General features: G+C 60.7%; 30 protein-coding genes and 2 pseudogenes. 13 read left to right on the plus strand and 19 right to left on the minus strand.

Features of this window, described 5'->3' with window-relative positions; translation table 11 throughout:
- A partial coding sequence (locus HHL15_RS24635; RefSeq protein ID WP_169147169.1) for an ATP-binding protein occupies positions 1-214 on the plus strand: 214 nt, incomplete at its 5' end.
- A 17-nt stretch (positions 215-231) separates the two neighbouring features.
- On the opposite strand, the gene HHL15_RS24640 is transcribed toward HHL15_RS24635, so the two are convergent.
- The gene (locus HHL15_RS24640) at positions 232-999 is read right to left on the minus strand and encodes an IS110 family RNA-guided transposase (protein ID WP_235943660.1); all 768 of its coding nucleotides are present in this window, start codon (positions 997-999) and stop codon (positions 232-234) included.
- 288 nt (positions 1,000-1,287) lie between these two features.
- On the opposite strand from HHL15_RS24640, the gene HHL15_RS24645 reads away from it, so the two are divergent.
- The 12 genes from HHL15_RS24645 (at position 1,288) to HHL15_RS24700 (ending at position 9,256) form a co-directional block, all read left to right on the plus strand.
- On the plus strand, positions 1,288-2,100 hold the full coding sequence (locus HHL15_RS24645) for a TIGR02391 family protein (protein ID WP_169148444.1): 813 nt from the start codon (positions 1,288-1,290) through the stop codon (positions 2,098-2,100).
- Positions 2,101-2,240: 140 nt separating this feature from the next.
- Positions 2,241-2,606, plus strand: a complete 366-nt coding sequence (locus tag HHL15_RS24650) for a hypothetical protein (RefSeq protein WP_169148445.1) — start codon at positions 2,241-2,243, stop codon at positions 2,604-2,606.
- Positions 2,607-2,711: 105 nt separating this feature from the next.
- Positions 2,712-3,425 (plus strand): hypothetical protein, encoded by a 714-nt coding sequence (locus tag HHL15_RS24655; RefSeq protein ID WP_169148446.1) that lies wholly within the window; start codon positions 2,712-2,714, stop codon positions 3,423-3,425.
- An 82-nt stretch (positions 3,426-3,507) separates the two neighbouring features.
- Entirely contained in the window at positions 3,508-3,870 is a 363-nt protein-coding gene (locus HHL15_RS24660) for a hypothetical protein (protein ID WP_169148447.1), read from the plus strand.
- A gap of 97 nt (positions 3,871-3,967) precedes the next feature.
- Entirely contained in the window at positions 3,968-4,558 is a 591-nt protein-coding gene (locus HHL15_RS24665) for a hypothetical protein (RefSeq protein WP_169148448.1), read from the plus strand.
- A 96-nt stretch (positions 4,559-4,654) separates the two neighbouring features.
- Complete coding sequence (locus tag HHL15_RS24670; protein ID WP_169148449.1) at positions 4,655-5,101, plus strand: hypothetical protein; 447 nt, start codon at positions 4,655-4,657, stop codon at positions 5,099-5,101.
- A 63-nt stretch (positions 5,102-5,164) separates the two neighbouring features.
- On the plus strand, positions 5,165-5,761 hold the full coding sequence (locus HHL15_RS24675; RefSeq protein ID WP_169148450.1) for a DUF6988 family protein: 597 nt from the start codon (positions 5,165-5,167) through the stop codon (positions 5,759-5,761).
- Between the two features lie 1,070 nt (positions 5,762-6,831).
- A complete protein-coding gene (locus tag HHL15_RS24680; RefSeq protein WP_169148451.1) occupies positions 6,832-7,506 on the plus strand; it encodes a phytanoyl-CoA dioxygenase family protein in 675 nt (224 codons plus the stop codon).
- Between the two features lie 78 nt (positions 7,507-7,584).
- Positions 7,585-7,944 carry a hypothetical protein gene (locus tag HHL15_RS24685; protein ID WP_169148452.1) on the plus strand — a complete coding sequence of 120 codons (360 nt, stop codon included), beginning with the start codon at positions 7,585-7,587 and terminating at the stop codon, positions 7,942-7,944.
- A 62-nt stretch (positions 7,945-8,006) separates the two neighbouring features.
- Positions 8,007-8,282 (plus strand): hypothetical protein, encoded by a 276-nt coding sequence (locus HHL15_RS24690; RefSeq protein WP_169148453.1) that lies wholly within the window; start codon positions 8,007-8,009, stop codon positions 8,280-8,282.
- Positions 8,283-8,456: 174 nt separating this feature from the next.
- Entirely contained in the window at positions 8,457-8,771 is a 315-nt protein-coding gene (locus tag HHL15_RS24695) for a hypothetical protein (protein WP_169148454.1), read from the plus strand.
- 101 nt (positions 8,772-8,872) lie between these two features.
- The gene (locus tag HHL15_RS24700) at positions 8,873-9,256 is read left to right on the plus strand and encodes a hypothetical protein (RefSeq protein ID WP_169148455.1); all 384 of its coding nucleotides are present in this window, start codon (positions 8,873-8,875) and stop codon (positions 9,254-9,256) included.
- A 70-nt stretch (positions 9,257-9,326) separates the two neighbouring features.
- Here the strand turns inward: HHL15_RS24700 and HHL15_RS24705 are convergent, their stop codons facing one another.
- From HHL15_RS24705 to HHL15_RS24790, 18 genes and pseudogenes are all read right to left on the minus strand, one after another.
- Positions 9,327-9,686, minus strand: a complete 360-nt coding sequence (locus tag HHL15_RS24705) for a hypothetical protein (RefSeq protein WP_169148456.1) — start codon at positions 9,684-9,686, stop codon at positions 9,327-9,329.
- Complete coding sequence (locus HHL15_RS24710) at positions 9,683-10,234, minus strand: tetratricopeptide repeat protein (RefSeq protein ID WP_169148457.1); 552 nt, start codon at positions 10,232-10,234, stop codon at positions 9,683-9,685. The genes HHL15_RS24705 and HHL15_RS24710 overlap by 4 nt, the downstream gene beginning before the upstream one ends.
- Positions 10,231-10,554 (minus strand): (2Fe-2S) ferredoxin domain-containing protein, encoded by a 324-nt coding sequence (locus HHL15_RS24715; RefSeq protein ID WP_169148458.1) that lies wholly within the window; start codon positions 10,552-10,554, stop codon positions 10,231-10,233. The genes HHL15_RS24710 and HHL15_RS24715 overlap by 4 nt, the downstream gene beginning before the upstream one ends.
- A 58-nt stretch (positions 10,555-10,612) precedes the next feature.
- A complete protein-coding gene (locus HHL15_RS24720) occupies positions 10,613-11,071 on the minus strand; it encodes a ferritin-like domain-containing protein (protein ID WP_169148459.1) in 459 nt (152 codons plus the stop codon).
- Between the two features lie 13 nt (positions 11,072-11,084).
- Positions 11,085-11,384, minus strand: coding sequence for a ferredoxin family protein (locus HHL15_RS24725; protein WP_169148460.1), 300 nt, complete (start codon positions 11,382-11,384; stop codon positions 11,085-11,087).
- Complete coding sequence (locus HHL15_RS24730) at positions 11,381-12,685, minus strand: FAD-dependent oxidoreductase (protein WP_169148461.1); 1,305 nt, start codon at positions 12,683-12,685, stop codon at positions 11,381-11,383. Before HHL15_RS24730 ends, HHL15_RS24725 begins: the two co-directional genes overlap by 4 nt.
- 23 nt (positions 12,686-12,708) lie before the next feature.
- The gene (locus HHL15_RS24735) at positions 12,709-13,806 is read right to left on the minus strand and encodes an electron transfer flavoprotein subunit alpha/FixB family protein (RefSeq protein WP_169148462.1); all 1,098 of its coding nucleotides are present in this window, start codon (positions 13,804-13,806) and stop codon (positions 12,709-12,711) included.
- A gap of 31 nt (positions 13,807-13,837) precedes the next feature.
- Entirely contained in the window at positions 13,838-14,686 is an 849-nt protein-coding gene (locus HHL15_RS24740; RefSeq protein WP_169148463.1) for an electron transfer flavoprotein subunit beta/FixA family protein, read from the minus strand.
- Positions 14,687-14,699: 13 nt separating this feature from the next.
- A complete protein-coding gene (gene nifW / locus HHL15_RS24745; RefSeq protein WP_169148464.1) occupies positions 14,700-15,032 on the minus strand; it encodes a nitrogenase stabilizing/protective protein NifW in 333 nt (110 codons plus the stop codon).
- A gap of 4 nt (positions 15,033-15,036) precedes the next feature.
- On the minus strand, positions 15,037-15,855 hold the full coding sequence (cysE, locus tag HHL15_RS24750; RefSeq protein WP_408065742.1) for a serine O-acetyltransferase: 819 nt from the start codon (positions 15,853-15,855) through the stop codon (positions 15,037-15,039).
- Positions 15,852-16,991: a homocitrate synthase gene (nifV, locus tag HHL15_RS24755; RefSeq protein ID WP_169148465.1), complete on the minus strand. Its 1,140-nt coding sequence runs from the start codon at positions 16,989-16,991 to the stop codon at positions 15,852-15,854. Before nifV ends, cysE begins: the two co-directional genes overlap by 4 nt.
- A gap of 904 nt (positions 16,992-17,895) precedes the next feature.
- Positions 17,896-18,600 carry an OsmC family protein gene (locus HHL15_RS24760; RefSeq protein WP_206198963.1) on the minus strand — a complete coding sequence of 235 codons (705 nt, stop codon included), beginning with the start codon at positions 18,598-18,600 and terminating at the stop codon, positions 17,896-17,898.
- A 155-nt stretch (positions 18,601-18,755) separates the two neighbouring features.
- Positions 18,756-19,295: a YcxB family protein gene (locus tag HHL15_RS24765; protein ID WP_169148466.1), complete on the minus strand. Its 540-nt coding sequence runs from the start codon at positions 19,293-19,295 to the stop codon at positions 18,756-18,758.
- A 162-nt stretch (positions 19,296-19,457) separates the two neighbouring features.
- Positions 19,458-19,859 carry a hypothetical protein gene (locus tag HHL15_RS24770; protein WP_169148467.1) on the minus strand — a complete coding sequence of 134 codons (402 nt, stop codon included), beginning with the start codon at positions 19,857-19,859 and terminating at the stop codon, positions 19,458-19,460.
- Between the two features lie 20 nt (positions 19,860-19,879).
- Positions 19,880-20,485: a GNAT family N-acetyltransferase gene (locus HHL15_RS24775; protein WP_206198964.1), complete on the minus strand. Its 606-nt coding sequence runs from the start codon at positions 20,483-20,485 to the stop codon at positions 19,880-19,882.
- Positions 20,486-20,610: 125 nt separating this feature from the next.
- The gene (locus tag HHL15_RS24780) at positions 20,611-20,976 is read right to left on the minus strand and encodes a hypothetical protein (RefSeq protein WP_169148468.1); all 366 of its coding nucleotides are present in this window, start codon (positions 20,974-20,976) and stop codon (positions 20,611-20,613) included.
- Positions 20,977-21,613: 637 nt separating this feature from the next.
- Positions 21,614-21,760, minus strand: a pseudogene (locus HHL15_RS26960) (diaminopimelate decarboxylase); the annotation flags it as partial.
- A gap of 30 nt (positions 21,761-21,790) precedes the next feature.
- A pseudogene (locus tag HHL15_RS24790) lies at positions 21,791-22,057 on the minus strand (IS3-like element ISAzo10 family transposase); the annotation flags it as partial.

The following is a 22,057-nucleotide window of genomic DNA, read 5'->3' on the forward strand; positions in this document are numbered from 1 at the left end:
GCAGGCCGCCACCATCGTCACCAGCAACCTCGACTTCACCGAGTGGGACCAGGCCTTCCCGGGCAACCGGCTGCTCGCTTCGGCCACCGTCGATCGGCTGCGCCACAACGCCTATTGCCTGACCCTTGACGGGGCCTCCTACCGGGCCCCTCGACAGGGTCCAAACAAGGCCAAAACAGCACTTGCCAGCACCCCGAAAAACAACCAACCTTGAACCCCCGAAGACGTTCGTCAGAGCCTATTCAAACTGGCTCCTATATGCCGATCATCGGTGGCTCTATTGTGCCGGTCAGTGACACCCACGCTGGCGGTCACCGCGTCGGCGGTGATAGGCCCCACACCGGGCAGATCCCGCGCCCGCTTCGCCAGCGGGTCGGTTGCCTGCTGTGCAGTGATCTGCTGGTCGCATTCGCCGATCCGGGTGTCCAGGCCGTCGAGTTGGTCGCGCACGCTCTGGATCAATCCACGCAGGGCCGGGGACAAGGTGGTGTCGAATTCCCGTCCTGCCAGCAGCGCACGCAAATGCTTGGGGCCGGGATCGACGATCAACCCGAACTCGGCGAGCAACCCACGAATGCGGTTAAGAAGGGCGGTGCGTTCCTCCACCCAACCAACTCGCAGGCTGTGCCAGGCCAGGCGCTGTTGCTGAGCTTCGGTTTTGACCGGGATGAAGCGCATGCCGGGCGACAGAAGGGCAACGAGGGTTGCCTCGGCATCAGCCCGGTCGTTCTTCACCGACTGGCGCTTGCGGTAGGGGCGGACAAACTCGGCGGCCATCAGGCGCGCCTCCAGGCCCAGACGCTGCGTGGTCCGGCCCCAGTGGTGGGCGCTGCCACAGGCTTCCATGCCGATTACTGTGCCCGCCGGCAGGATGCCAAGCCAGGCGAGAAAGCCCACCCGATTGAACTCCTGCCGCGACACGATCCGCCCGGCGCAGTCCGCCACACAAGCGACGAAAACGTTCTTTGCCAGATCCACACCAACCGTCGTAGTATCCATTTTGACTTCCCTCCTCGCCATTCAGATTGACTTTCAGCAATTCAATCTTGGCACTTCGATGCCGGGTGGCAAGCCCACCGGGCGGGTGGGGGAAGTCCTTTTGTAGTCGGTCAACCGGACCCATTGCGGTGTGTGGCTAAAGGCCCGCCATTTCATTCTGGGCCTTTAGCCACACACCGCAACGGTCCGGTTAGCTCAAACGTTAGATTGCACGCCGCGCGCGGGCAGAATTTCCGACTTGGCAGCACGTGATTCTTTCGTTTGTGACGCATAGGAGAATCGAACAACATGGCCACTAAGAAACCTCCAGCGGCAACTCCTCGTCCAGCAAATCTGACTCCCATTCAAATGAGTCAGGCGCTGCCGCGGTTGGAGAAGCGCCTTAAGGAGCTAGATGCCTTCACGGCGAGCGGCTCAAAAGACGAAGTCAGCGCGGCGGCGAAGGCGTTGCAGCAGAAGTACGACGACACCCTGATTGAGATCTTTGGGAACGACACGCTGGAGTACCAGCGGTTTCATATCGGGAGCTTCTATGAAGGCTCGGGCGTGATCGCAATGGCTAGCTTTGGTGCGCCGCGTCGCAGCCTGGCGGAAGAAGTGGAACCTTACAAGAAGGGGGTCGCGAAGGCGGCACGAACCCTTCGAACCATTATCGAACTATTCACTGAAAAGCTCGAAGAGGCGGGCGCATCTACAGCCAACCCGGTGCGGACGTTGGAAAGTCTGGATCTGCATCCGCAGATTGCAGATGCAAGCGTCGACCTATTCAAGGGTGGCCACTATGCAAACGCGATCGAAGACGCGTGCAAGGTGCTGGATCTGCTCGTGAAGATGAAGAGCAAACGAACCGATCCGTCGGGTACAGAGTTGATGCAGCTCGTTTTCAGTCCGAAGAAACCGGCACTGAAATTCAACGATCAACTGAATGACAGCGAGAAGAGCGAGCAGCAAGGGATGATGTTTCTTTACGCAGGTGCGATGCTCGCCTTCAGAAATCCTCGCGCGCATGGGCTACTGAGTGATGACCCTGTAATTGCTCTTGAAATCATCGGGTTCGTCAACTTTCTGGCGAAAGCTCTCGATCGGACGAGGCGAGCGTAGGGAATGCAATCTAACTGGTCGGTCGACTTGGACACGTTGCGGCAAGGGGCCGCACGGTACCGTTGGAAATCGTACACCGCGCGGCCCCATGCCGCAACGCGCCGGTCACCTTTACGTTGGGCATCAAGGAGCCTCAAGCAGTGAGCCTGCACTACTATTCAGAAAAGGAACGAGCGCAGCATCTTCAAGATCTCGTCAGCGCTATAGAAGCCTTCCTACCGGAACTGCAACAAAGCGGACAGTATTTGGAGGCGTTGGCGGCATATCAGCAGTCATGCGCAGAAGCAAAGCAACTCTTGTTTCGGGGCTTCGTGCAAGAAGATCTCAGCAATTTGAGTCGCAACGTTCCGCAGTTGTTTTGGCTACACAAGGAGTGGTCGCCTCCTGCGGAATGGCTTTCCCCCGCTGGAAAGTCGCGTGATGCACCTTGGTTCACGCGCCTGGAACCATTGGAGGTGGCTATAACTGCCGCAGCCGAAAAATTACGGATAGTTGGTGAGTACTAGCCGTTGCTGCCCTACCCGGCCGTCAGCCTCGCTCCTTTCAGTCGCTGGACGCTGCGCGATAAAGCCGCGCAGCGCCGGTTACTTCTACGTTAGGCTTCAGCTCCCATGGACACGAAGATCAGTATCACACTCGCCGCATACGCCTACTTCCTTTTAGTCGGTATTTCATACATGTGGGGCTACTGGCTACCGTTTGAGCTGAATATTCTCGCTTTTGCCGACATTACTGACATCATTAAGGCCTCCGCTTACCCGCTACTTCCCGCAGTCGGAATGCTGGTAACTTATGCAGCACTTGATGGACTGAACACTATCTCGAAAAAGCAGCACGACGACTACGTCGCAGAAGGTGGCGTCTTCCGGGCTTACATGCGGTTTATAGTCGGGTTTAACTTTCTGATCATTGCTGCCGCCCTTGTTGTCTCGGCCTATCAGGTAATAGTCGAGCCCGGTTATGGAAAGCTCAAGGGAGCCTTTCCACTCATTTCACTCCTGGCCTTCTGCTACCTGCTATTCGGGAACAAGCACCTTCTCGAACTTGACGTTCGCGTTCGAGCCTTTTTCCTTGCTCTCGTTTGCTTCCTACCTTCAGCTGCCTTTAGAGCCGGAAACGGCGCAGGAAATGAACTCAAAAACCTCGCTGGCACTTATTGGACATTAAGCCCGAAAGAGCCTTGCCCAGGATCCTCTGGGGAACTTGTCCTTCTGGGTAAACTTAGCAACAAATATCTAACAATGGTGAAGAATGAGAAAAGCCTATGCGTCATTGAAGGTGGAAATGTTCAACTCATCAAAACCATCTCTCGTGGCGGAGCCTAACAATCCGCTCCAGCGGACATTCGGCCAGCTGCGCTGTCCGCCTGCCGCTGACCTTCGTCGTTAGCCAAATCATCTGTCTCCCATGAAAGTGCGCCAAGTTCTCATCGCATTGCTCCTTGGGTTCTTCGTTGCCGGCATCGGTGATGCCTACTTTGCGGCAACCCATGTTCGAGAGCCCGGCTGGTGGGTCATTTCATCGACCATTACGCTAAGTCTGATCATCTTCGCCTGGTACTACTTCGACAGTGAACTTCATGCGTTCAAACGATCAAAGTGGCTCAACATCGCAGTCGTTGGGTTGGCGTTTCTCGCCGTACCCTATTACATCTTCCGCAGCCGAGAGAAAGGTCAGAGAGCAAAGGCACTTCTCAAGCTCGTCGGTTTCGCTGCACTTTGCTTTGGCCTTCAAGCCGTTGTTGGGCTTACGGTGGCCGCCGTTGGCTAACCACTCCGTCAACCGGACGCCCGGCAAGCTGCGCTTGCCGGTTCCCTCCGCGCTTCGCGCTCCGGTCGCCGGTTACGTCGAACGTTAGGCGACAAATATGCCCGCGCTCGACATCTCGGTTGACGGAGTTAAGGTTGTCACTGTGAGCACTGATGGCCTTGACGTTCTTGGCGTCGACATCGGCGGAACGCAAGTTGACGAAGAGCTTGCCTCCCTTGACGTTTCTGGTGGTGCCTATCCCGATGGCGGCGCTCCCACTTCGCTCACTTGGGTTGCCTGCACGCCACTGCACGCTGGCCAACAAATTGACGTTACCTTCCGTGAGAGTGGCCGCTCAAGCCAACCGGGTAAGACCATTGAGGAGCTATTCCCGGATGAGCCACTTACCGAACAGACTGACTTCACGCCAACCGCAGAGATGTTCAAAGAACTTCGCGCCAAACCTAAGCGTCGCGAGAAATTCATCTTCCGCTTGATTTCATCTTCTGGCGCCTCCTTTCTCGGCGAAACTAATCCTGCCGAACACGGCTTTGGGTTCTCGGTGCTGTGGAACTCATTTCACCCAGGGCAGGCCAGAGTGTCACTCCACGCCTACACCTTAGACAGCCTCGAAACCCGCAGCCCGCTCAACAATCTCTTCGAGGAGAAAATTGCCTATGGAGGCTCTGTTGAACTCCATGTCGCCTAACATTGCGGTCAAAGCCGCTCCCTTCGGTCGCTGGACGCTGCGCGATAAAGTGCTGCGTAGCGCCCTTTACCTACAACGTTATGTCTCGGAGCCCATGTGAAGTTCTTCACCCTTGAGTGGTGGCAGTCCGGCTGCGAAGCGGCGCCTGAAGTATTCGCGCGCTACGATGCCCACCTTTCCGCCATCCAGCCTCAACTACCGCCCGCTCTGGTCGAGTTTCAATCTGCGTTCACGCTTCATGACTCTGAAGTCAAACGAGTGTTCTGCGACTTTGATCGAAAGTTGCTGGTGTTGGAGCTGGACGGATGGGACATGAATCTCACCCATCCCATCTACTACACCTTGACCTTTTCCGGCGTATCCGTGTTCGAGCAACAATTCCCGAAGGAAAGGGAATTCGAGGCCGAGTTGGGTGATCTGGGCTATTGGGAGTTCGACATTTCGGCCAAAGGAACCGAAGTACGAATGCTCTTTGTCTCGTCGGCAGAGTTTCGAGTCGTCTTTACCGACTTTGCCTTTCACCATGTATCCACCGAGGCATAACCTTTCAGTCGAGCGGACCTGCGCAAAAAGCCGCGCAGGCCGTTCACCTCTACGTTAGAACTCATGTTAACCACTGAAGAACTTGGACGCGCCGGAAGTTACGTTGAACAGTTGCGGCTATCCGTCCACGAGCTTGAGGTGCCGAGTACCAATCGCGCACGAGCCGCAGGTTCGTGCTTAGCAATTGCGCAGGAACATCACCACGCAATCGTTCGGCTTATCGAGGAGAGACTTTTTGCATCGTCCTTCGCGCTCCTCCGCATCGAGTTCGAAGCGTATGTCCGAGGCGAGTGGCTTTTTCAATGCGCAAGCGATCTGATCGTTGAAGCATTCTTGCGAGGAAAAGAGCCCCCTAAGATTGCTTGCTTGTTGGCTGATCTGGAAATGCTCGAATCTTTTAACGAAAATCTGCTGTCGCAAATCAAGCAGCAGACATGGAAGTCAATGTGCGCCTATACACACACTGGTGGGCTCCATGTGCAGCGCTGGAACACCGAGGACGGAATCGAAGCGGACTACTCCCGGGATGAAGTTCTTGAAGTACTGAAGTTCGCTGAAATCATTGCCTCATTGGCTGTAATTGGCGTCGCTCGGCTAGCGAGTGATGATGAATTGGCAGTTAGAACCCTTGAGGCCTTCAAGAAACGGGTTGAAGCATGAGTTCTAACAAACGCTTCGAGCCGACCGCCCAAAAGCTATGCTTTTGGGTTCCCTCCGTGCTACGCGCTCCGGCGTCGGCTCAAGCGGCACGTTAGAGGTCTCCATTCCATGTCATGCGAGAAGTGCAAAGACCTTTGCGTGCGGTTTGCAATTCGGCAGCCTCATGAGTTGCGCCGAGCAATTCAAATCGTGAAGCAAAACCTGGATGACGGCACTATCACAGAGGTGTCCAACTCCGATTCGATTTCGCAAGTCACATTTGCGGCCCTAGCCAAAGGGGAACAGTGGGACGACATTGTTGGCTATCGCTTCCTCTGTAGTTCATGCGGGGAGTTGTTTTCATTACATGCCGAGACATATCACGGTAGTGGCGGTTACTGGGAACCAGAGAACAGAGAGTCTGTTCGTGAAAACCTCTAACATGGCGCTCAACCTCGCTCCCTTCGGGCGCTGCGCGATAAAGCGCCGCGCAGCGCCCCTACCTACAACGTTAGGCCGAATCTTGAAAGTTGTTCATTACGAAAGTGACGCACCTTGGATCGGGGACATGCAGTGCCCGGCGTGTTCGAGGCTTACGCCCGCGTGGCAATCTAGTGGAATGAGTGAGAGTTTTCCGCATTTCTACTGTGATACATGCTCCAACGTCATTCACCGGGAGTGCGATAAAGAGTTGGTTTATTCCGCGGAGCCTACGGAAGAACTACTTAACAAGATCGTTGCCACGCTGCCGCCGTGTCCTTGCGGAGGAAGATTCGTCCCTGGTGCTAATCCAAAATGCAAGTACTGCAATACCGACTTTTCTCACCGCTGGAATCCTGTGCAACGACTTCTTGTTCCAAACCTGATTCTTCTTGATGGTGCATGCCTTATTCGTGACAGGCTCTACTCTTACCAAATTTCAATCGGCTCAAAGGGGAAGTATTGGTTGCGGACAGTAAAGGCGTGGTTCAAAAGTGAGCCATCGGCATATCCATTCCGTCGAGAGGGAACCCACACGCTGCGCTTGTGGGTTCCCTTCGCGGCTTCGCCGCTACGGCGGCCCCTCACTTTAGACGTTAGACGGCAAATTCATGTACTCCATCGCCTTGGAAAATAGTGGCTATATCGTAACCCCACCGCTGTTTAGTGAGAGCGAGTGCCAAGCTCTTGAAGCCAATTTGGCCGCAGCCTCAATTTCAATAGTAGGTAGCCGTTCGCTGCTTGAGGCTGAGTGGTGCGCATCACTCGCACACACGCTTAAAACCCATTCATCGCTTACCGGGATCCTGCCGCAAGATGCCGTGGTCGTCCAGTGCACTTATTTCGAAAAGTCTGTTGATCGAAACTGGTTAGTTTCCCTGCATCAGGATTTGAGCATCCCTGTGTTCCAAAAAACAGATCATCCAGCCCTCTCGGGTTGGTCTGAAAAGGAAGGGGGTATTTTTGTCCAAGCTCCTGCAGAGGTTTTGCAAGACCTAGTCGCTGTCCGCCTTCATGTTGACGAGTGCTCTTCCAGCGATGGTCCGCTTAAGGTGGTTCCAGGTTCTCATGTCCACGGGCGCACCAACCAAGAAACAGCTCTGTCCTTACGCGCCGCCAACGGCGAGGTTGTCTGCCCGGTTGCTCGGGGTGCAGCTATGCTCATGCGGCCCTTACTCCTTCACTCTTCTTCCAAGGCTTCCGGGCAAAGCAAGCGCAGAGTTTTGCATTTCCTCTTCGCTCCGAAATCATTACCTTTTGGGTTACGGTGGCGCCATGCCGTCTAACATTACGGTCAAAGTCACTCCTTTCAGTCGCTGGACGTCCCGCAAGCGAGCCGCCCCTTACCTACAACGTTAGACGTCATGCCGAAGCACCTTTTCCTCGCGTGCCTTCTTTACATCTCCGCCCGTGGAGCGATGGCGGTATTGGCACCTCTTTATGAAAAAGGAATTCCGCAGTTCACTTCGCCGGTCCTGATGCTTCTTTTTATTGGCATCGCGGTACTGTTCATGCGTCGAGTACAGTGGACATGGAAACTCATGCAGTCTATCGCCGTCACGGAGATCGGAATCAACGCCCTGTTCTTCCCAGAGTCGAAATTCCATGGTGCCTACACGGACATCGTTCGGATGCTTATCACAGTTGTCATGCTGGCTTCCTGTGTCATTCTTTGGTCACTCATGCGTCGTCCAGAGGCCAAAGCGTGGTTCGTGCGAAGCTGATGTCTAACAATCAGCTGCATCGGACGGCCTGCGGCGTCCGCTGAGCTATTTCGTCAGAGTTCATGAGTCCAATCGCCATCGCCCTGCAAACGCTGGCAGTTGCAGTCGCCATTCAGTTCTTCGTGCGCAAAGACCTAGGCTTGGTCTTGGCGTTCTTCGTTCCAGGAGCCTTGTTTGTCGTAGAGTTTCTCTGGTTCTCGTTTGGCGCTTCATATCAGGGCGGTGGCGCTTCAATGTTGTTCCCTGCACTCCTTCTATGGGCTATCCCAGTTTCAATGCTCGGCATGGCTTGTGGGAGTTTTTTCTGGTGGGTAAGCAATCGCTTCCGGCAAAAATAGGCTATCGTTTCATGGCCTCCAAAGTCTGACTTATTCAGCCACCGTTGCGAGTGTTAGCCGGGTGGCAAGCCCATCGGGCGGGCGGGGGAAGTCCTTATGTAGTCGCTCGACCCGACCTGCGCGAATAGCTGCACAGGGAGACGTGGCCTTGAACATTCAAAGCAGTTGATCTACATGCTTCGACTGATCTTCATTTCACTGGCAGGAGGTGGCGGCGCGCTGCTGCTTGAGTACCTTGTCGCCCGCTTTGTTCCGTTGCTCGGAATCGTCTTTTGGATTCCGACGCTCATAGGATTGTCCGTTCTAGAAGACTTCGGGCTGCCCACTCTCCAGGGCTCTCCCGATGGTTGGCCCATGGCAACCATTTTGGGTGAAGTCATTACTGCCGTGGGGTGGTGGTTCATTTGGTCCGTGATCGTGGCAATTGTCCTTTGGCGTAAGCGTCTGAACTGTTCGGCGGATCCGAAAGGCAAGGTACATGAAGGATAAGACGACGGCTAATCAGATGCCTCGGCAACTCGGGCGACTGCCGTGCAAGACGCCAAGGGCGCAAGAGCGTGTCACATCAACCTTGGCCGCCCCATAAAGCCATGCGCATTGCACCACTCTTGACTACTGCCTCCGCCATCAGCGCGTCGGTATTCGCCCTCTGCTTCCCGTTCTGGCAGTACAGCATTCCCCACACTCTGAAGGCTGCGGTTGCCGTTTTTCTGCTGGCGCTCCCTGTTCTTTTGGTTGCCGCCGCGCAGTGGCGGGTGAGGGGCCGTCCGCACGTTTCCGACTTCGTTCTGATACTGATCGCACTTGACCTCTGGCACTACAGTACGTTCTTCATGGCGTGGTTCAAGCCGGGGCTTTTCGGTGCCGCCATTTTTGCCTGCGCGTCCTCAGGTCTCATGCTGTTCATCGTCTGGATGGTGCATAAAGCAATCAGAACCCAGGCTCCGCCGGAATCCACGGGAGGTGGCGCCTAGCGTGTCGCTGGACCAGCCGCGCGTTGGCATGGCGCTGTGGCGGGGAGCGTGTGCGACACCCCCCGCCGATTCACCTCCCCTGAAACTCAAACAACCCCGGCGCCCCTTCCTTGTAAACCCGCAACCACATCAGCGTCGCCGGCACCAGGGCGCGTGTGGCGAACCACAGGGCTTCGTCGCGCTCGGGGCCGTCGTGCTGGAGTTGCGGGGTGAGGGCGGACCAGGCGGACCAGTCGATCTCGGCGAACTGCTGGCGCTGGGCGTCGGGGAGGTCGGCCAGGTTGGTGGCGATGACGCCGACCAGGCGGCTGATTTCGCTGCGGGCGAGGCGTGAGCGGCGGAAGGTGGCTTCGTCCATGTCCTCGGCGAGGGTCAGGGCGTCGGTGCCGGCGTCGATGATGTTGGCGAGCAGGGCGCTGATGACGATCATGGGGTCTCGTCCGGATCGGAGGTCGGAGCGTCGGGGGGCGTCCAGGGCCGGCCCTTGCGGGTGGGGGCGGATTCGTCCTTGAGGCGGGCGATCACGCTGGCGCCCAGGTTGTCGTCGGGGTCGAGCTGGGCGGCCTTGTCGAGGAGGGCCTGGGCTTCGGCCCGGTCGCCGAGGCGCAGGCGGATGAAGGCCAGAGCCTTGAGGGTGAACAGCCAGAAGCGGGCCGGGCCGACGCCGCCGAAGTCGGCATCGCCGCCCTGCACCTCGCGCCAGTGGCGGCCGATGCGGGCCTGCTCGCCGGCCACCCGCAGGCCGTCGCGGGCGCAGCGTTCGGCGTCTTCGAGGCGGCGGCGGTAAAAGTAGAACTTGTACTGGGCAAAGTACACCGGCAGGCAGTGGGGCGCCGACAGGCGGGCGCTCCACAGCAGGGCTTCGGCCTTGGTCGGGTCGGCGTGGGCGGCAGCCGCCTCGTGGAGCAGGCGGTTGACGCTCTCCGGGGCATCGCCGCCGAAGAGCGCCCGCGAGCTTTCGCCGGTGAAGAGGTTCACCAGACCGCCGCCGGGGCCTGCAGGCGGGTGACCACTTCGCCGCCTTCCAGGTGCTTGTCGAAGATCTCGACCACGTCGTCCTTGCTGACGCCGGAGTAGAGCACGCCTTCCGGGTACACCAGCACGCTGGGGCCGCCGTCGCAGGGGCCCAGGCAGCCGGAGTAGGTCACGCCGATGCGGTCATAGGCGTTGCGCTTCTGCAGCTCGCCCCAGAAGGTCTGCAGGACTTCGTTGCAGCCCTTGGCGGCACAGGAGCCGCGGGGATGGCCGGGGGGGCGCTGCTGGGCGCAGACGAACACGTGTTTTTGGGGTTTTGCCATGATGCTTTCTCCGTTGGGGTAATGCGGTAGCCGGGCGCTGCGCTTTGTCTTGCCTTGTCTAGGCCGCGGCGCAGCGGTCGATCAGCTTTTCCAGTTCGGCCACGTGCTCGGCTTCTTCTTCGGCGAACTCGGCGGCCATGCGCTTGACCTTGATGTTGTTGCTCACGGCGGCGATGCCGGCGTAGAAGGCGTGGCCCCGGCGTTCGGCGAGCAGCGCCAGCTCCAGCGCGCCGATCACGTCGATGAAGCCGTCGATGCCTTCCCAGCCGGCGTTCTCGGGGCTGATGCCGTCTGCCCAGCGCATCTGGTCGGGGCGCAGCTCGGGCAGGGTGCGGAAGCCGCCCCGTGCCATCGCTTCGGCCAGATGCTTGCGTGAGAAGCCGGCCATTTTCCGGAAGAAGTCCGCCACCTCGGTGTTGCCGGCGGTCTTCATCTCTTCCGTCAGCTCCTCGTAGTGGCGGGCGGCCTCCCGCTCCAGCTGGATGGCGTGGGCGAGGAACAGGTGTATGTCGTCCATGGTCGTGGCGGCCTCAACCGAACTTGAAGAGAATGCCGTGCCCGCCGCGGGGATATTCCCATTCCACGTTGGAGAGCTCGGTGCAGATGATCCGGCAGCTGCCGCATTCGAGGCAGCCGTCGGTGATCAGCGTGACTGCGCCATTGCCCTCGGCCTTGTAGCAGGAGGCCGGGCACACATAGGTGCAGGACTGGCTCTTGCACTCGTTGCGGCACAGATCCGGCTGGCGGATCTTGATGTGCGGGCGGCCGTGGTCGACCTTGTAGCGGTTCTGGAAGAGTTTTTCTTCCACATTGACGGCGACGGTGCTCATCTGAAGGCCCTCCACAGCTTGAGCGCATCACCCGCCAGACCGGTCAGGCTGCGCGATTTACGGAAGTTGGAGAAGATTTCCTTCTCCTTGGTTTTCTTGTCGATGCCATCCACCGTGATCATCGAGCGGGCGGCCTGGTTGATCAGCTCGGGGTAGGTGGTGAAGAACTGGTTGTTCTGGTGGAAGACCTGCGGCATGTCGCGGTACTTGTGCAGATCCTTCATCACGAAGGATTCGTCCAGGGCCTGCTTGTAGCTGGCCAGCTGCTTGGCCTTGAAGCCCTTGCCGGCTGCCTTGGCGGCGATGGCGGCTTCGGCGGCCAGGCGGCCGGTGGTCATGGCCAGGTTGGAGCCCTCGCGGTGCACCGCATTCACAAAACCGCCGGAGTCGCCAACGATCATCCAGCCATTGCCATGCACCTTGGGCACGGCGTAGAAACCGCCTTCGGGGATCAGGTGGGCGCAATATTCCTTCATCTCGCCGCCGGCGATGAGGGGAGCCACCGAGGGGTGGGCCTTCATCTTTTCGAGCAGGGTGTAGGGCGAGGTGCGGTTCGGGTTCTCCTTGAAGTCGGAGAGCATGCAGCCGACGCCGAGGGTGATCGAATCCTTGTTGGTGTAGAGGAAGCCGGTGCCCATCATGCCGTCGGTGATCTTGCCGAACATCTCGATGACGACGCCTTCTTCCTCCTTGATGTTGAAGCGGGCCTCGATGGTCTCCTGCGGCATGAAGAGGATCTCCTTCACCGCCAGGGCCACGTTGCCGGCCTGGATCTCGCCGTGGAAGCCGGCCTTGCGGGCCAGGGTGGAGTTGACCCCGTCGGCCAGGATCACCACGTCGGCGAAGACTTCGCCGCCCTGGCGGTCACAGCGCACGCCCACCACCTGGTCGCCGTCCATCAGCAGGCATTCCACGGTGGTCTCGCAGATCACCAGGGCGCCAGCTTCCTTCACCTTCGACGAGAACCACTTGTCGAACTGGGCGCGGATGATGGTGTAGCGGTTGTAGGGGGGCTTGTTGTAGTCGTCGGAGCGGAAATGGGTGCCGACGAAGGACTCTTCGTCGAGGACCCACATGCGCTGCTCGATGATGTGGCGCTCGAGGGGGGCATCCTCCCGGAAGTCGGGGATGATCTGCTCCAGCGCGTTGGCGTACAGGATGGCGCCCTGCACGTTCTTCGAGCCCGGGTATTCGCCCCGCTCGATCTGCAGCACCGACAGGCCGGCCTTGGCCGCCGTGTAGGCGGCGGCGTTGCCCGAGGGGCCCGCGCCGACGACGATGACGTCGAATTTCTCGCTCATGGTGAGGGTCTCCTGTGGCTGCCTCAGGCGGCCTTGCGGCTGCGCATGGCAATGTGTTCGCGGAAGGTGTCGGTCAGCACCGGCAGCACCTGCATGGCGTTGCCGACGATGCCGTGGTGGGCGAAGTCGAAGATCGGGGCATTCGGGTCGGTGTTGATCGCGATGATCACGTCAGCCCCTTCCATGCCCACCCGGTGCTGGATCGCGCCGGAGATGCCGGCGGCGATGTAGAGCTTGGGGCGCACCGTCTTGCCGGTCTGGCCGACCTGGCGCTCCGCGTCCACCCAGCCGGACTGGACCACCGGGCGGGTGGCGCCGACCTCGGCGCCGAGCACCTTGGCCAGATCCCAGATCAGCTTGAAGTTGTCGGGGTTCTTGAGGCCCTTGCCGCCCGACACGATGATGTCGGCGTAGGCCAGGTTCACCTTGTTGCTGTTCTCGTCGGCGATGAAGTCGAGCAGCTTGGTGACGATGTCGGTCTCGATCATGCCCAGGCTGTCTTCGATGATGGTGCCGGTGCGGGTGGTGTCGGCGTCGGGCATACGCATCACGCGGGGGCGCACGGTCGCCATCTGCGGCCGGTAGGCCAGGGTCATGATGGTGCACAGCAGGGAGCCGCCGAAGGTCGGGCGGGTCGCCGCCAGGGCCCGGGTGGCCGGGTCGATGCGCAGCTCGGTGCAGTCGGCGGTGAGGCCGGTGGCCAGCGTGGTGGCCACCGAGCCGGCCAGGTCGCGGCCCATGGTGGTGGCGCCCAGCAGCACGATCTCGGGCTGGTACTTGTTGACCAGATCCGTCATGCCCTTGGTGAAGGGCTCGTTGCGGTAGCCCTTGAGCACCGGGTCGCGGATGATGTAGCAGGCCTCGGCGCCGAAGCTGTAGGCCTCCTTGGCGATGGCGTCGAGGGGCTCGTCCGGCCCGCCCATGATCACCCCGGAGAGGGACACGCCCAGGGTGTCGGCCAGCTTGCGGCCTTCGCCGAGCAGCTCCCAGGACACCGAGTGGGCCTCGCCGCGGTCGTGTTCGATGAACACCCAGACGCCCTTGTAGGCCTTCAGGTGCTCGGGCAGTTCCAGGTTGCGGCCGCCTCGGGCGGCGGGCTTTTTCGGTTCGGCCTCGCTCATGGCAGGGTTCCTTTCGTGTCTTGTCTGAAGGTCACACGGCGGCCTTGGCGAGGATGTCGCGCTCAAGGGTCGGGTGCTGGGTGAAGATTTTCTGGATCACGTTGAGGGACACATCCCGCGGGCTGGCATCCTCGACGGACTGCATCAGGGCCTTCTCGGCGCGGGGCGTCGGGCCGAAGACCTTGCTCACCACGGTGGGCGAGCCCTTCAGGCCGATCTTGGTCACGTCCTCGATGCCGGCGGCTTCCTTGTTCCACTTGCGCACCGGGTAGCGGGCGGCGTGGATCATGTTTTCCAGCGGGGCGAAGCGCATCTCGTTGGTGCCTTCGAGCATGGTGATCAGGCAGGGCACGGCGGTCTTCAGCACCTGCACGCCGCCTTCGGCGCGGCGCTCGACGGTGATGGTTTCGTTCTCCAGGTCCAGGTCGGCAATGCGCGACACATAGGTGAGGAGCTGCAGGCCCAGGCGCTTGGCGATGCCGGGCCCCACCTGGGCGGTGTCGCCGTCGATGGTCTGCTTGCCGGTGAACACGATGTCCACCTTCTGCTCCTTGCCGATCTGGCGCACTGCGGCGGCCAGGGCGTAGGAGGTGGCCAGGGTGTCGGCGCCGGCGAAGGAACGGTCGGTGACCAGCACGGCGTCGTCGGCACCGAAGGAGATGCACTTCTTCAGCGCGTCCTCGGCCTGCGGCGGGCCCATGCACAGCATGGTGACCTTGCCGCCGAACTTGTCCTTGAGGCGCAGGGCCTCTTCGAGGGCGAACAGGTCGTAGGGGTTCACGATGGCCGGAACACCCTGGCGCATGATGGTGTTGGTCACCGGATGGACGCGGATCTGCGCCGAGTCCGGGACCTGCTTGATACAGACGACGATGTGCATGGCGGCAGTCCTGTCAGCTGACGGAGGGGAGGGTGGCGCGCAGGCTGTCGAGGCTCACCTGCTGGCGGCCATCGGTGTCCTGGAACACCTTGAAAACTTTTTCCTGGGCGGGGGTGGAGCGCACGAAGTCTTCGTAGGCGGCCACCAGGTGGCCCCGGTAGCGGCTGAACAGCTCACCGCTGTCGAGCCCGGTGAGGGCCGCGTCCCGGCGCAGGTATTGGTAGAAGCGCTTGAGGATGTGCAGCCGGCTCACATTGACCACTTTCTGGTCGAAGGGCACGGCAAAGAACTGGAGGAATTCCTCGGCGGAGGACAGCTTGGCGAGTTCGCCGGTCAATTCGTTCATGGCGTCAGGCTCCTGGTGCGATGGTGGTGGTGGCCTTCCAGCTACCGTCGAAAGTGGGTTGCGAGCAGGTGTCGTCGCAGGTCCGGCAGGCGCCGTCTGCATGGGTGGGTTCGCCCTTGAGCTGGGCGATCTCCCGTTCCATCTGGGCGATCCGGTCGAGCAGGCAGCCAATCGCCTTGCCAACCGGGTCGGGGATCTGGTGGTGGTCGAGGTCGATGCCGTGGGCGATGCGCCGGCCTTCCTTGGGCAGCACCATCCGGCCGGGGATGCCGACCACCGTCATGCCGGGCCGCACTGCGTCGATGACCACCGAGTTGGCTGCCACCCGGGCGTTGTCGCCCACCGTGATGGGGCCGAGGATCTTGGCGCCGGCGCCCACCACCACCCCGTTGCCGAGGGTCGGGTGGCGCTTGCCGGGGTTCCAGGTGGTGCCGCCCAGGGTGACGCCGTGGTAGAGGGTCACGTCGTCGCCGATCACCGCCGTCTCGCCGATCACCACGCAGGCGCCGTGGTCGATGAAGAAACGCCGGCCGATCACGGCGCCGGGGTGGATGTCCACATTGGTCAGGAAGCGCGCCATGAAGGACACGGCACGGGCGGCGTAGCGCCAGTTGCGGCGCCACAGGCGGTGGGCCACCCGGTAGATCATCAGGGCCTGCACGCCGGGGTAGATGGTGAGCAGCTCGAGGGTGCTGCGCGCCGCCGGGTCGCGGGCGAAGACGCAGGCTACATCCTCCCGCAGGGTGCCGAAGAAGCCCGGCGCGGCGCCTTGCTTGGCGGCGCTGTCGGCGAGGATCTTCATGTCGGGTTCCCTGGGGCTCATGATGCGGTTCCTGCGCAACGGCTCACTTCGAGGAGGAAGCGGGCCAGCTCCCCGGCAGACGGGGCGCGCTTGGTGCAGGTGGCGTGATCGCGGATGCGCGCCAGCAGGCTGCGCGCTTCCAGGTCCGACACCAGCATGCCCAGCTGGGCGTAGGCGGCGATCACCGCCCGCGAGCCGGAGTGCTTGCCCAGCACGGTGCGGTGGCTGCGCCCCAGCTCGGCCGGGTCGAAGCCCTGGTAGGTGCGCGGGTCCTTGAGCAGGCCATCCACATGCAGGCCGGCCTCGTGGGTGAACACCGCCTCGCCGACGATGCTCTTGTTAGCCGCCACGCTGCGCCCCGAGGCCTGCGCCACCAGGGCCGAGATGGCCGGCAGGGCCTGGGTGTCGATGCCGCAGTCGATGCCGTGCAGGTGGCGCAAGCCCATCACGATCTCTTCCAGCGGCGCATTGCCGGCCCGCTCGCCCAGGCCATTCACCGTGGTGTTGGCGTGGGTGGCACCGGCCCGGAAGGCGGCCAGGGTGTTGGCGGTGGCCAGGCCCAGGTCGTCGTGGGCGTGCATCTCGATCTCCAGGTCCACCCGGCGGCGCAGGGTCGAGATGGCTTCGTAGGTGCTGAAGGGGTCGAGGATGCCCAGGGTGTCGGCAAAGCGGATGCGCCGGGCGCCGGCCCGCTGGGCCGTCTCGGCCACCCGGGCCAGGAAGTCGGCATCGGCGCGGGACGAATCCTCGCAACCCACCGACACCGCAAAGCCGGCTTCGCGGGCTTCACCCACGTAGCGGGTGACCTGCCCCAGCACCCACTCGCGGCTGCGTTGCAGTTTGTTCTGCAGGTGGATGTCGGACACCGGGATCGACAGGTGCAGGATGTCCACCGGGCAGGCCCGCGCCGCCGCCAGGTCGGCATCGGTCATGCGGCACCACACCATCAGCGAGGCCGCCAGGTTGAGGCCGGCGATGGCCTGGATCGCCTCGATCTCCAGCGGGCCCATGGCCGGAATGCCGATCTCCATCTCGGGGACACCCACCTCGGCGAGATTGCGCGCAATGGCGCACTTCTCGTCGAAAGTGAAAGCCACCCCGGCGGTCTGCTCGCCGTCGCGGAGGGTGGTGTCGTTGATGATGGTCAGCGGGTTCATGGTCGGCGGTATCCTTTCACCACCAGACCAGCAAAGGCCGTGCCATCTGCGGATGGCGTTTTAGTGCGCTGATTTACAAGGGTTTAATTGTTTTGATGTGATGCGGGGCGAGGGGGGAAGGGCGGGGCTGTAGGCTTTGTCGGGTTCCGCACAGGGGAGCGGTGGGGGATGTCGGGGCGGCTTTGGCGGCTTGTTCGTTTGTGCTTTTGTCTGGGCGGCTTTCCGTTGTTTTGCGTTGTATTGGCCGGGATTTCGCCCCGGCGGGCGACTCACTTCTTTGCTTCGCCAAAGAAGTAAGCAAGAAAGGCGACCCGCCTCGCCGGTCATTCGCTTACGCGAATGACTGCCCTGCGCTGCTCACGGCAGGCGGCCGGCGCGGAACTCGCCCTTCGGGCTCAAACAGCCGCGCCGGACTACCCCGCCTGCCGTTCCGCTGCTCGGCGGGTCGGAACGGGCTTTCAGCAAGCACCGAGCCTCTGCTGAAGCCTTGGTTGGCTTTCAACGAGAAAAGCAAAACCCCAACGTCCCGCATCCACCGGCCTTTCCGTAGAGGCTCGGTGCCCGGTAAAAGCCCGTTCTGACCCGCCGAGCAGCGCAGCAGCGGGCGGGGCCTTCCGGCGCGGCTGTCTGAGGAGGCGCAGCCGACGAGTTCCGCGCCGGCCGCCCGATGCGAGCAGCGCAGGGGAGTCATTCGCGTAGCGAATGACCGGGGAAGCGGGTCGCCTTTCTTGCCTTCTTCTTTGGCGAAGCAAAGAAGAAGGTCGCCCGCCGGGGCGAATTCCCGGCCAATTCAAGGCGGAAAAAAGGAAAGCCCCCCAGCAAAGGCACACCAACTCGCACCCAAAGTGCTCCCACAGGCCTGGACCGGTGGATCCGCCGCCGCCGTCCCCCCCCACATGTCGATTTACGACATGCTCTCCCGCGGCTCGCACCGGACCTCGCTCTTCACCGAGTTGGCGATGAAGCACTCCTCGTGCGCCCGATGATGGAGTTCGTCCAGCTCGGCCCTGGTCGGCTGCCTGTCCCCCGAGAAACGCACTTCAGGGCGCAGGGTGACAACGGTCATCATCAGCTTGCCCGCCGCATTCCTGGCCATCACCCCCTCGGCCGCGTCGTGGTAATGATCGACGATGAAGCCCTGGTCGGCCGCGATGTAGAGAAACCACAGCATGTGGCAACTCGACAGGGACGCGACGAAGGCCTCCTCCGGATCGACGGCGTCGATTGCCGAACCGGGCGGGGGGATGACATGGGGCGACGACGAGCCGGCGACGTCAATGCCGCCATCGAAGCGGAGGATGTGCTTGCGGCTGTAACGGTTGTCGATGAACTTCTGGCCGTCGCGGGACCAGATCACTTCTGCGGTGTAGATGGCCATGGGCGGGTCCAGGGTTCTGTCGGGGTTCAGGGCTTGGTCATCAGGAAGTATGGACCATCGGGCCCGGTTTCTTCCCGAAGCGCGTTCCAGCCCTGGGATGCATAGAACTGCAGGGCCTTGGTGTTTGCCTTCATGCACTTGAGCGTCGGCGGCGGCCTTGCGGAATGCGAGGTAGAGAAGCTGAAGGTCTGCCCGATCGGCTTCGTCGAATTCGCGGATGGTGATGTTCATGGGTGTGCCCCGCACGTCGATGCAACAGGCCCAGGGCAATGCCAGCCCGGAATATCGTCAAAATAGACAAGCTGGAGAGACCTTGGCTCCTCATCTCAGTGGATGGATACGATAGTTGAGTCACCCGCATCCGGGTTGATATGCGACTTTTGAGCTTAGCCTTGCTGGGAAATATGGCGAGATAGTTCAGTCTTGAATTGATGAAAAGCCGAAGGCTCATTAAAAGCACGGCGCGGGATGATGAATGAAACGCCCGGGTCAAGAAAGAGGTAGAGGTAGTCATGGTCCTCCTCAACCGCGACGATGTCGGTCCATGCAATCCTGGATTCGGTTGACCGCTGCCGGTGCAGTAGGTGCAGGTCCTCCACCTTGAGGGTCTGGGGGGAGCAATAGTAGCCGCTCTTTCTAAAAAGAGCGCGCTTGTAAGCGAGGGCGTGTATGTAGGGATTGAGGGCCAGCATGATGATCCCTGCCAGTGCTAGACCCAGTCCCCAGTAAAGCGGTTCTTGGCTTATGCATCCGTATTCCATTCCGTATCGATAGATGAGCATCTGTCCGGAGCCGATCAGCACGCCATAGAGACAGCCCCATCCCGTTGAGAGGAAGCGCAAGGGAGATCGCTTGACCACTTTTCGTTGTTTGTAGCGGGTGCTCTTCCTATAGTCCTCGGGTGTGAGTTGGAATGTGATTTCCATCAAGTCCTAATCCTGGGTAGGGAGCGCGAATAACTCGGCGTTGGCGTGGTGGGGAAGCAGAGGAGGGCTCATTTAAAGCCTCTAACTGCAAGGCGGGTGGAGAGCGACTGCTTTTGAGCCCTGGTGGCCAAAGAACGCGCCGTGACCATAAGTTCAACCACCCTATCGAGCGCCGATGATGGAATGCAATTCCTGGCTCTCGGTTTCGGAGAGGCTGCGCTGATGCTGGTCAACCGTGATCACCATCTTCATGAGGTTGGCCGAAGTCTTTGTGTCATCCGCATGATTGATCCAGACAAGGCGTGATGGCCGGTAGGTGGCCATGACCGGATGCCAGCCCCATCGATGGCTCTGGAGCCAGTCAGATAGTTTTTTCACTTGCTCGGGGGCAAGTTGCTGCGCGGTAGCTTGCGGCTTGCCGTCTTGCCAATGAGTGACGTTTGCCGATTTGACTGGAGGGAAGGCTTTGTAGCACCCAACCAGCAGGAGACACAGGAAGGCAATTGCAAGGGAGCGGCAGCTGCTATTCATGTGGTCAGAGCGGGGGGCTATGCAGATGGTCATCGACGGGACTTCACCGGGGATCAGTGCTTCGCCATCAGGAAGTACGGACCATCAGGCCCGATTTCTTCCCGAAGCGCCCTCCAGCCCTGGGATGCATAGAACTGCAGGGCCTTGGTGTTTGCCTTCATGCACTTGAGCGTCGGCGGCGCGGAGAAGTGCTTTGCGCAGCCTGCCAGTAGTGCCCGGCCGACGCCTTTGCGCGTGAAGGAGGGATGCACGAACAGGTTGTGCAGGAAGCTGTCCGGCTCCCAGATGGAGGCGAAGCCGAGGATTGCGCCATTGCCCTCTGCGACCAGGATCCGCTCGCCGTCCGTATGAATGTCGAAATCGCCAGCCTGGAACGACTCGATCGCGCTCCAGGTGAAGGCGGCCTTGCGGGATGCGAGGTAGAGAAGACGGAGGGGCGCCCGATCGGCTTCGTTGAATTCGCGCACGATGATGTTCATCGGTGCGACGGGCTGCTGCGGCAGCCTGGCAGCAGCGTCATGGCGTGGCGCGATGGCCGCGTGAAACTGATCGAACTGCACGATCAGCCGGGTGAGGGATTTGTCGAGTAGATCAATCTCGGCACTGATGTCCGCCGCGTCGCTGCATTCGGCTGGCTGGAGATTGTTCGTCGTTTTCATGCTTGGCTTTGCTCGTCATGATGAACTGTTGCAACGATATTCACATTTCATGACCTGGCCGCCTATGAACTGCTTCACTCCGCCGGCCGCCACCCGCAGTTGCCGGGTGGCGTTATGCAGGGCGTTCAGTTTGATGCCACCGGCTTGGTGACGCGCCTGGGGCGGTTGCGTTCGGATTTCTTCTTGAGGCCGAGGGCGGCGATCTGGTCGGAGTCGGCGCCGTAGATGACCATGGCTTCGTCCTTCACGCCGAGGATGATGCGGTGGAACTCGGCGCGGGCGAGCAGGGCGTTGCTGCGGGCCGTGGCACGGGCGGCTTCGGCGAGGGTCAGGGTAGTTTCGGCCTGGTTCAGGGCGCTGAGCGCGCCTTCGGCCGAGGCGAGGCTGAAGTCCGGGTTGTGGGCCTTGTAATCGGCCATGCCGGTGAGGGCACGGAAGGTGTCGATGTCGGCGTCGATCTGCTGGGGCGAGATGCGGGCGGTGCTGGTCATGCTGTCTCCTTGTGGTGTTGTCCGATGGATCCTCGGTAGGTAGACATTACATGTCGGATTGCCCTTATGGCATATAGCTATGTCATTTTTTGTGTTGTGGGGGAGGCTTGAGGATCGCTGCCGGTGGCGAGTGCAGGAGTCCGTACAGGCCAGGACTCGCTCCTGCTGGATCGATCGCGAGGGCTGCGAGGACGATTCGCAGGGCTGGGGGAAGGACTCGCAGCACTGCATGAAGGATTCGCAGCACTGCATGAAGGATTCGCAGTGCTGCGTGAAGGACTCGCAGTGCTGCATGAAGGATTCGCAGTGCTGCGTGAAGGGTTCGCAGGGCTGCGTGAAGGATTCGCAGTGCTGCGTGAAGGATTCACAGGGCTGTGAGAAGGATTCGCAGCACTGCGTGAAGGATTCTCAGCTCTGTGGGCCGGGTGGGGTACCGGGCGGGGGGCCTGTCAGAATTTTTGTGTTTGAGGCATAACCATGTGGGCCGGGGTAGGTGATTGCTGGGTTCAAGCTCTATGGGTGAGGGGGGGCGGCTTGTGGCCGAAGCTGCCGCCCAACCCTCGGCCGCCGAACTACCGCTATCGACCGCAAGCAGCCAGTCAGCTTTATCCTAAGCAGCCATTCGGCCATAGATGCCTTACACCGCCTCCAGCGCGAGCAGCTCAGCCACCGTCTGCCTTCGTCGAATAAGCCAGGGCTCACCATTTTCCATCAGCACTTCGGCAATCAGCGGGCGCGCGTTGTAGTTCGATGACATGGAGGCGCCATACGCACCGGTGTCGTGCGGCGCGCGTCAAGGTAGTTGTCGCCTCGGTCATGCAGCCAACTGTTGAGTATTCACGTCAGGCAAATGCGTCTTTATGACGGACTCACGTTCCGGGTTGAGCGTGACTGCGCCAATGGGCGACCAGTTGCGCGTATTGCCGGACCAACGCGCCGGGTTGAGTTCGCGAGCCTCGGTGTAAAGAGCATGCCTGGCAGCCAGAATCGCCTGATCCTCACCGGCATGGCGCTGGGCCGGACTGACGTAGCGGATACCGCTGTGACGATGATCGACGTTGTACCACTGGACGAAGCCGGC

The sequence above is a fragment of the Zoogloea dura genome (assembly GCF_012927165.1).
GTDB lineage: Bacteria > Pseudomonadota > Gammaproteobacteria > Burkholderiales > Rhodocyclaceae > Zoogloea > Zoogloea dura.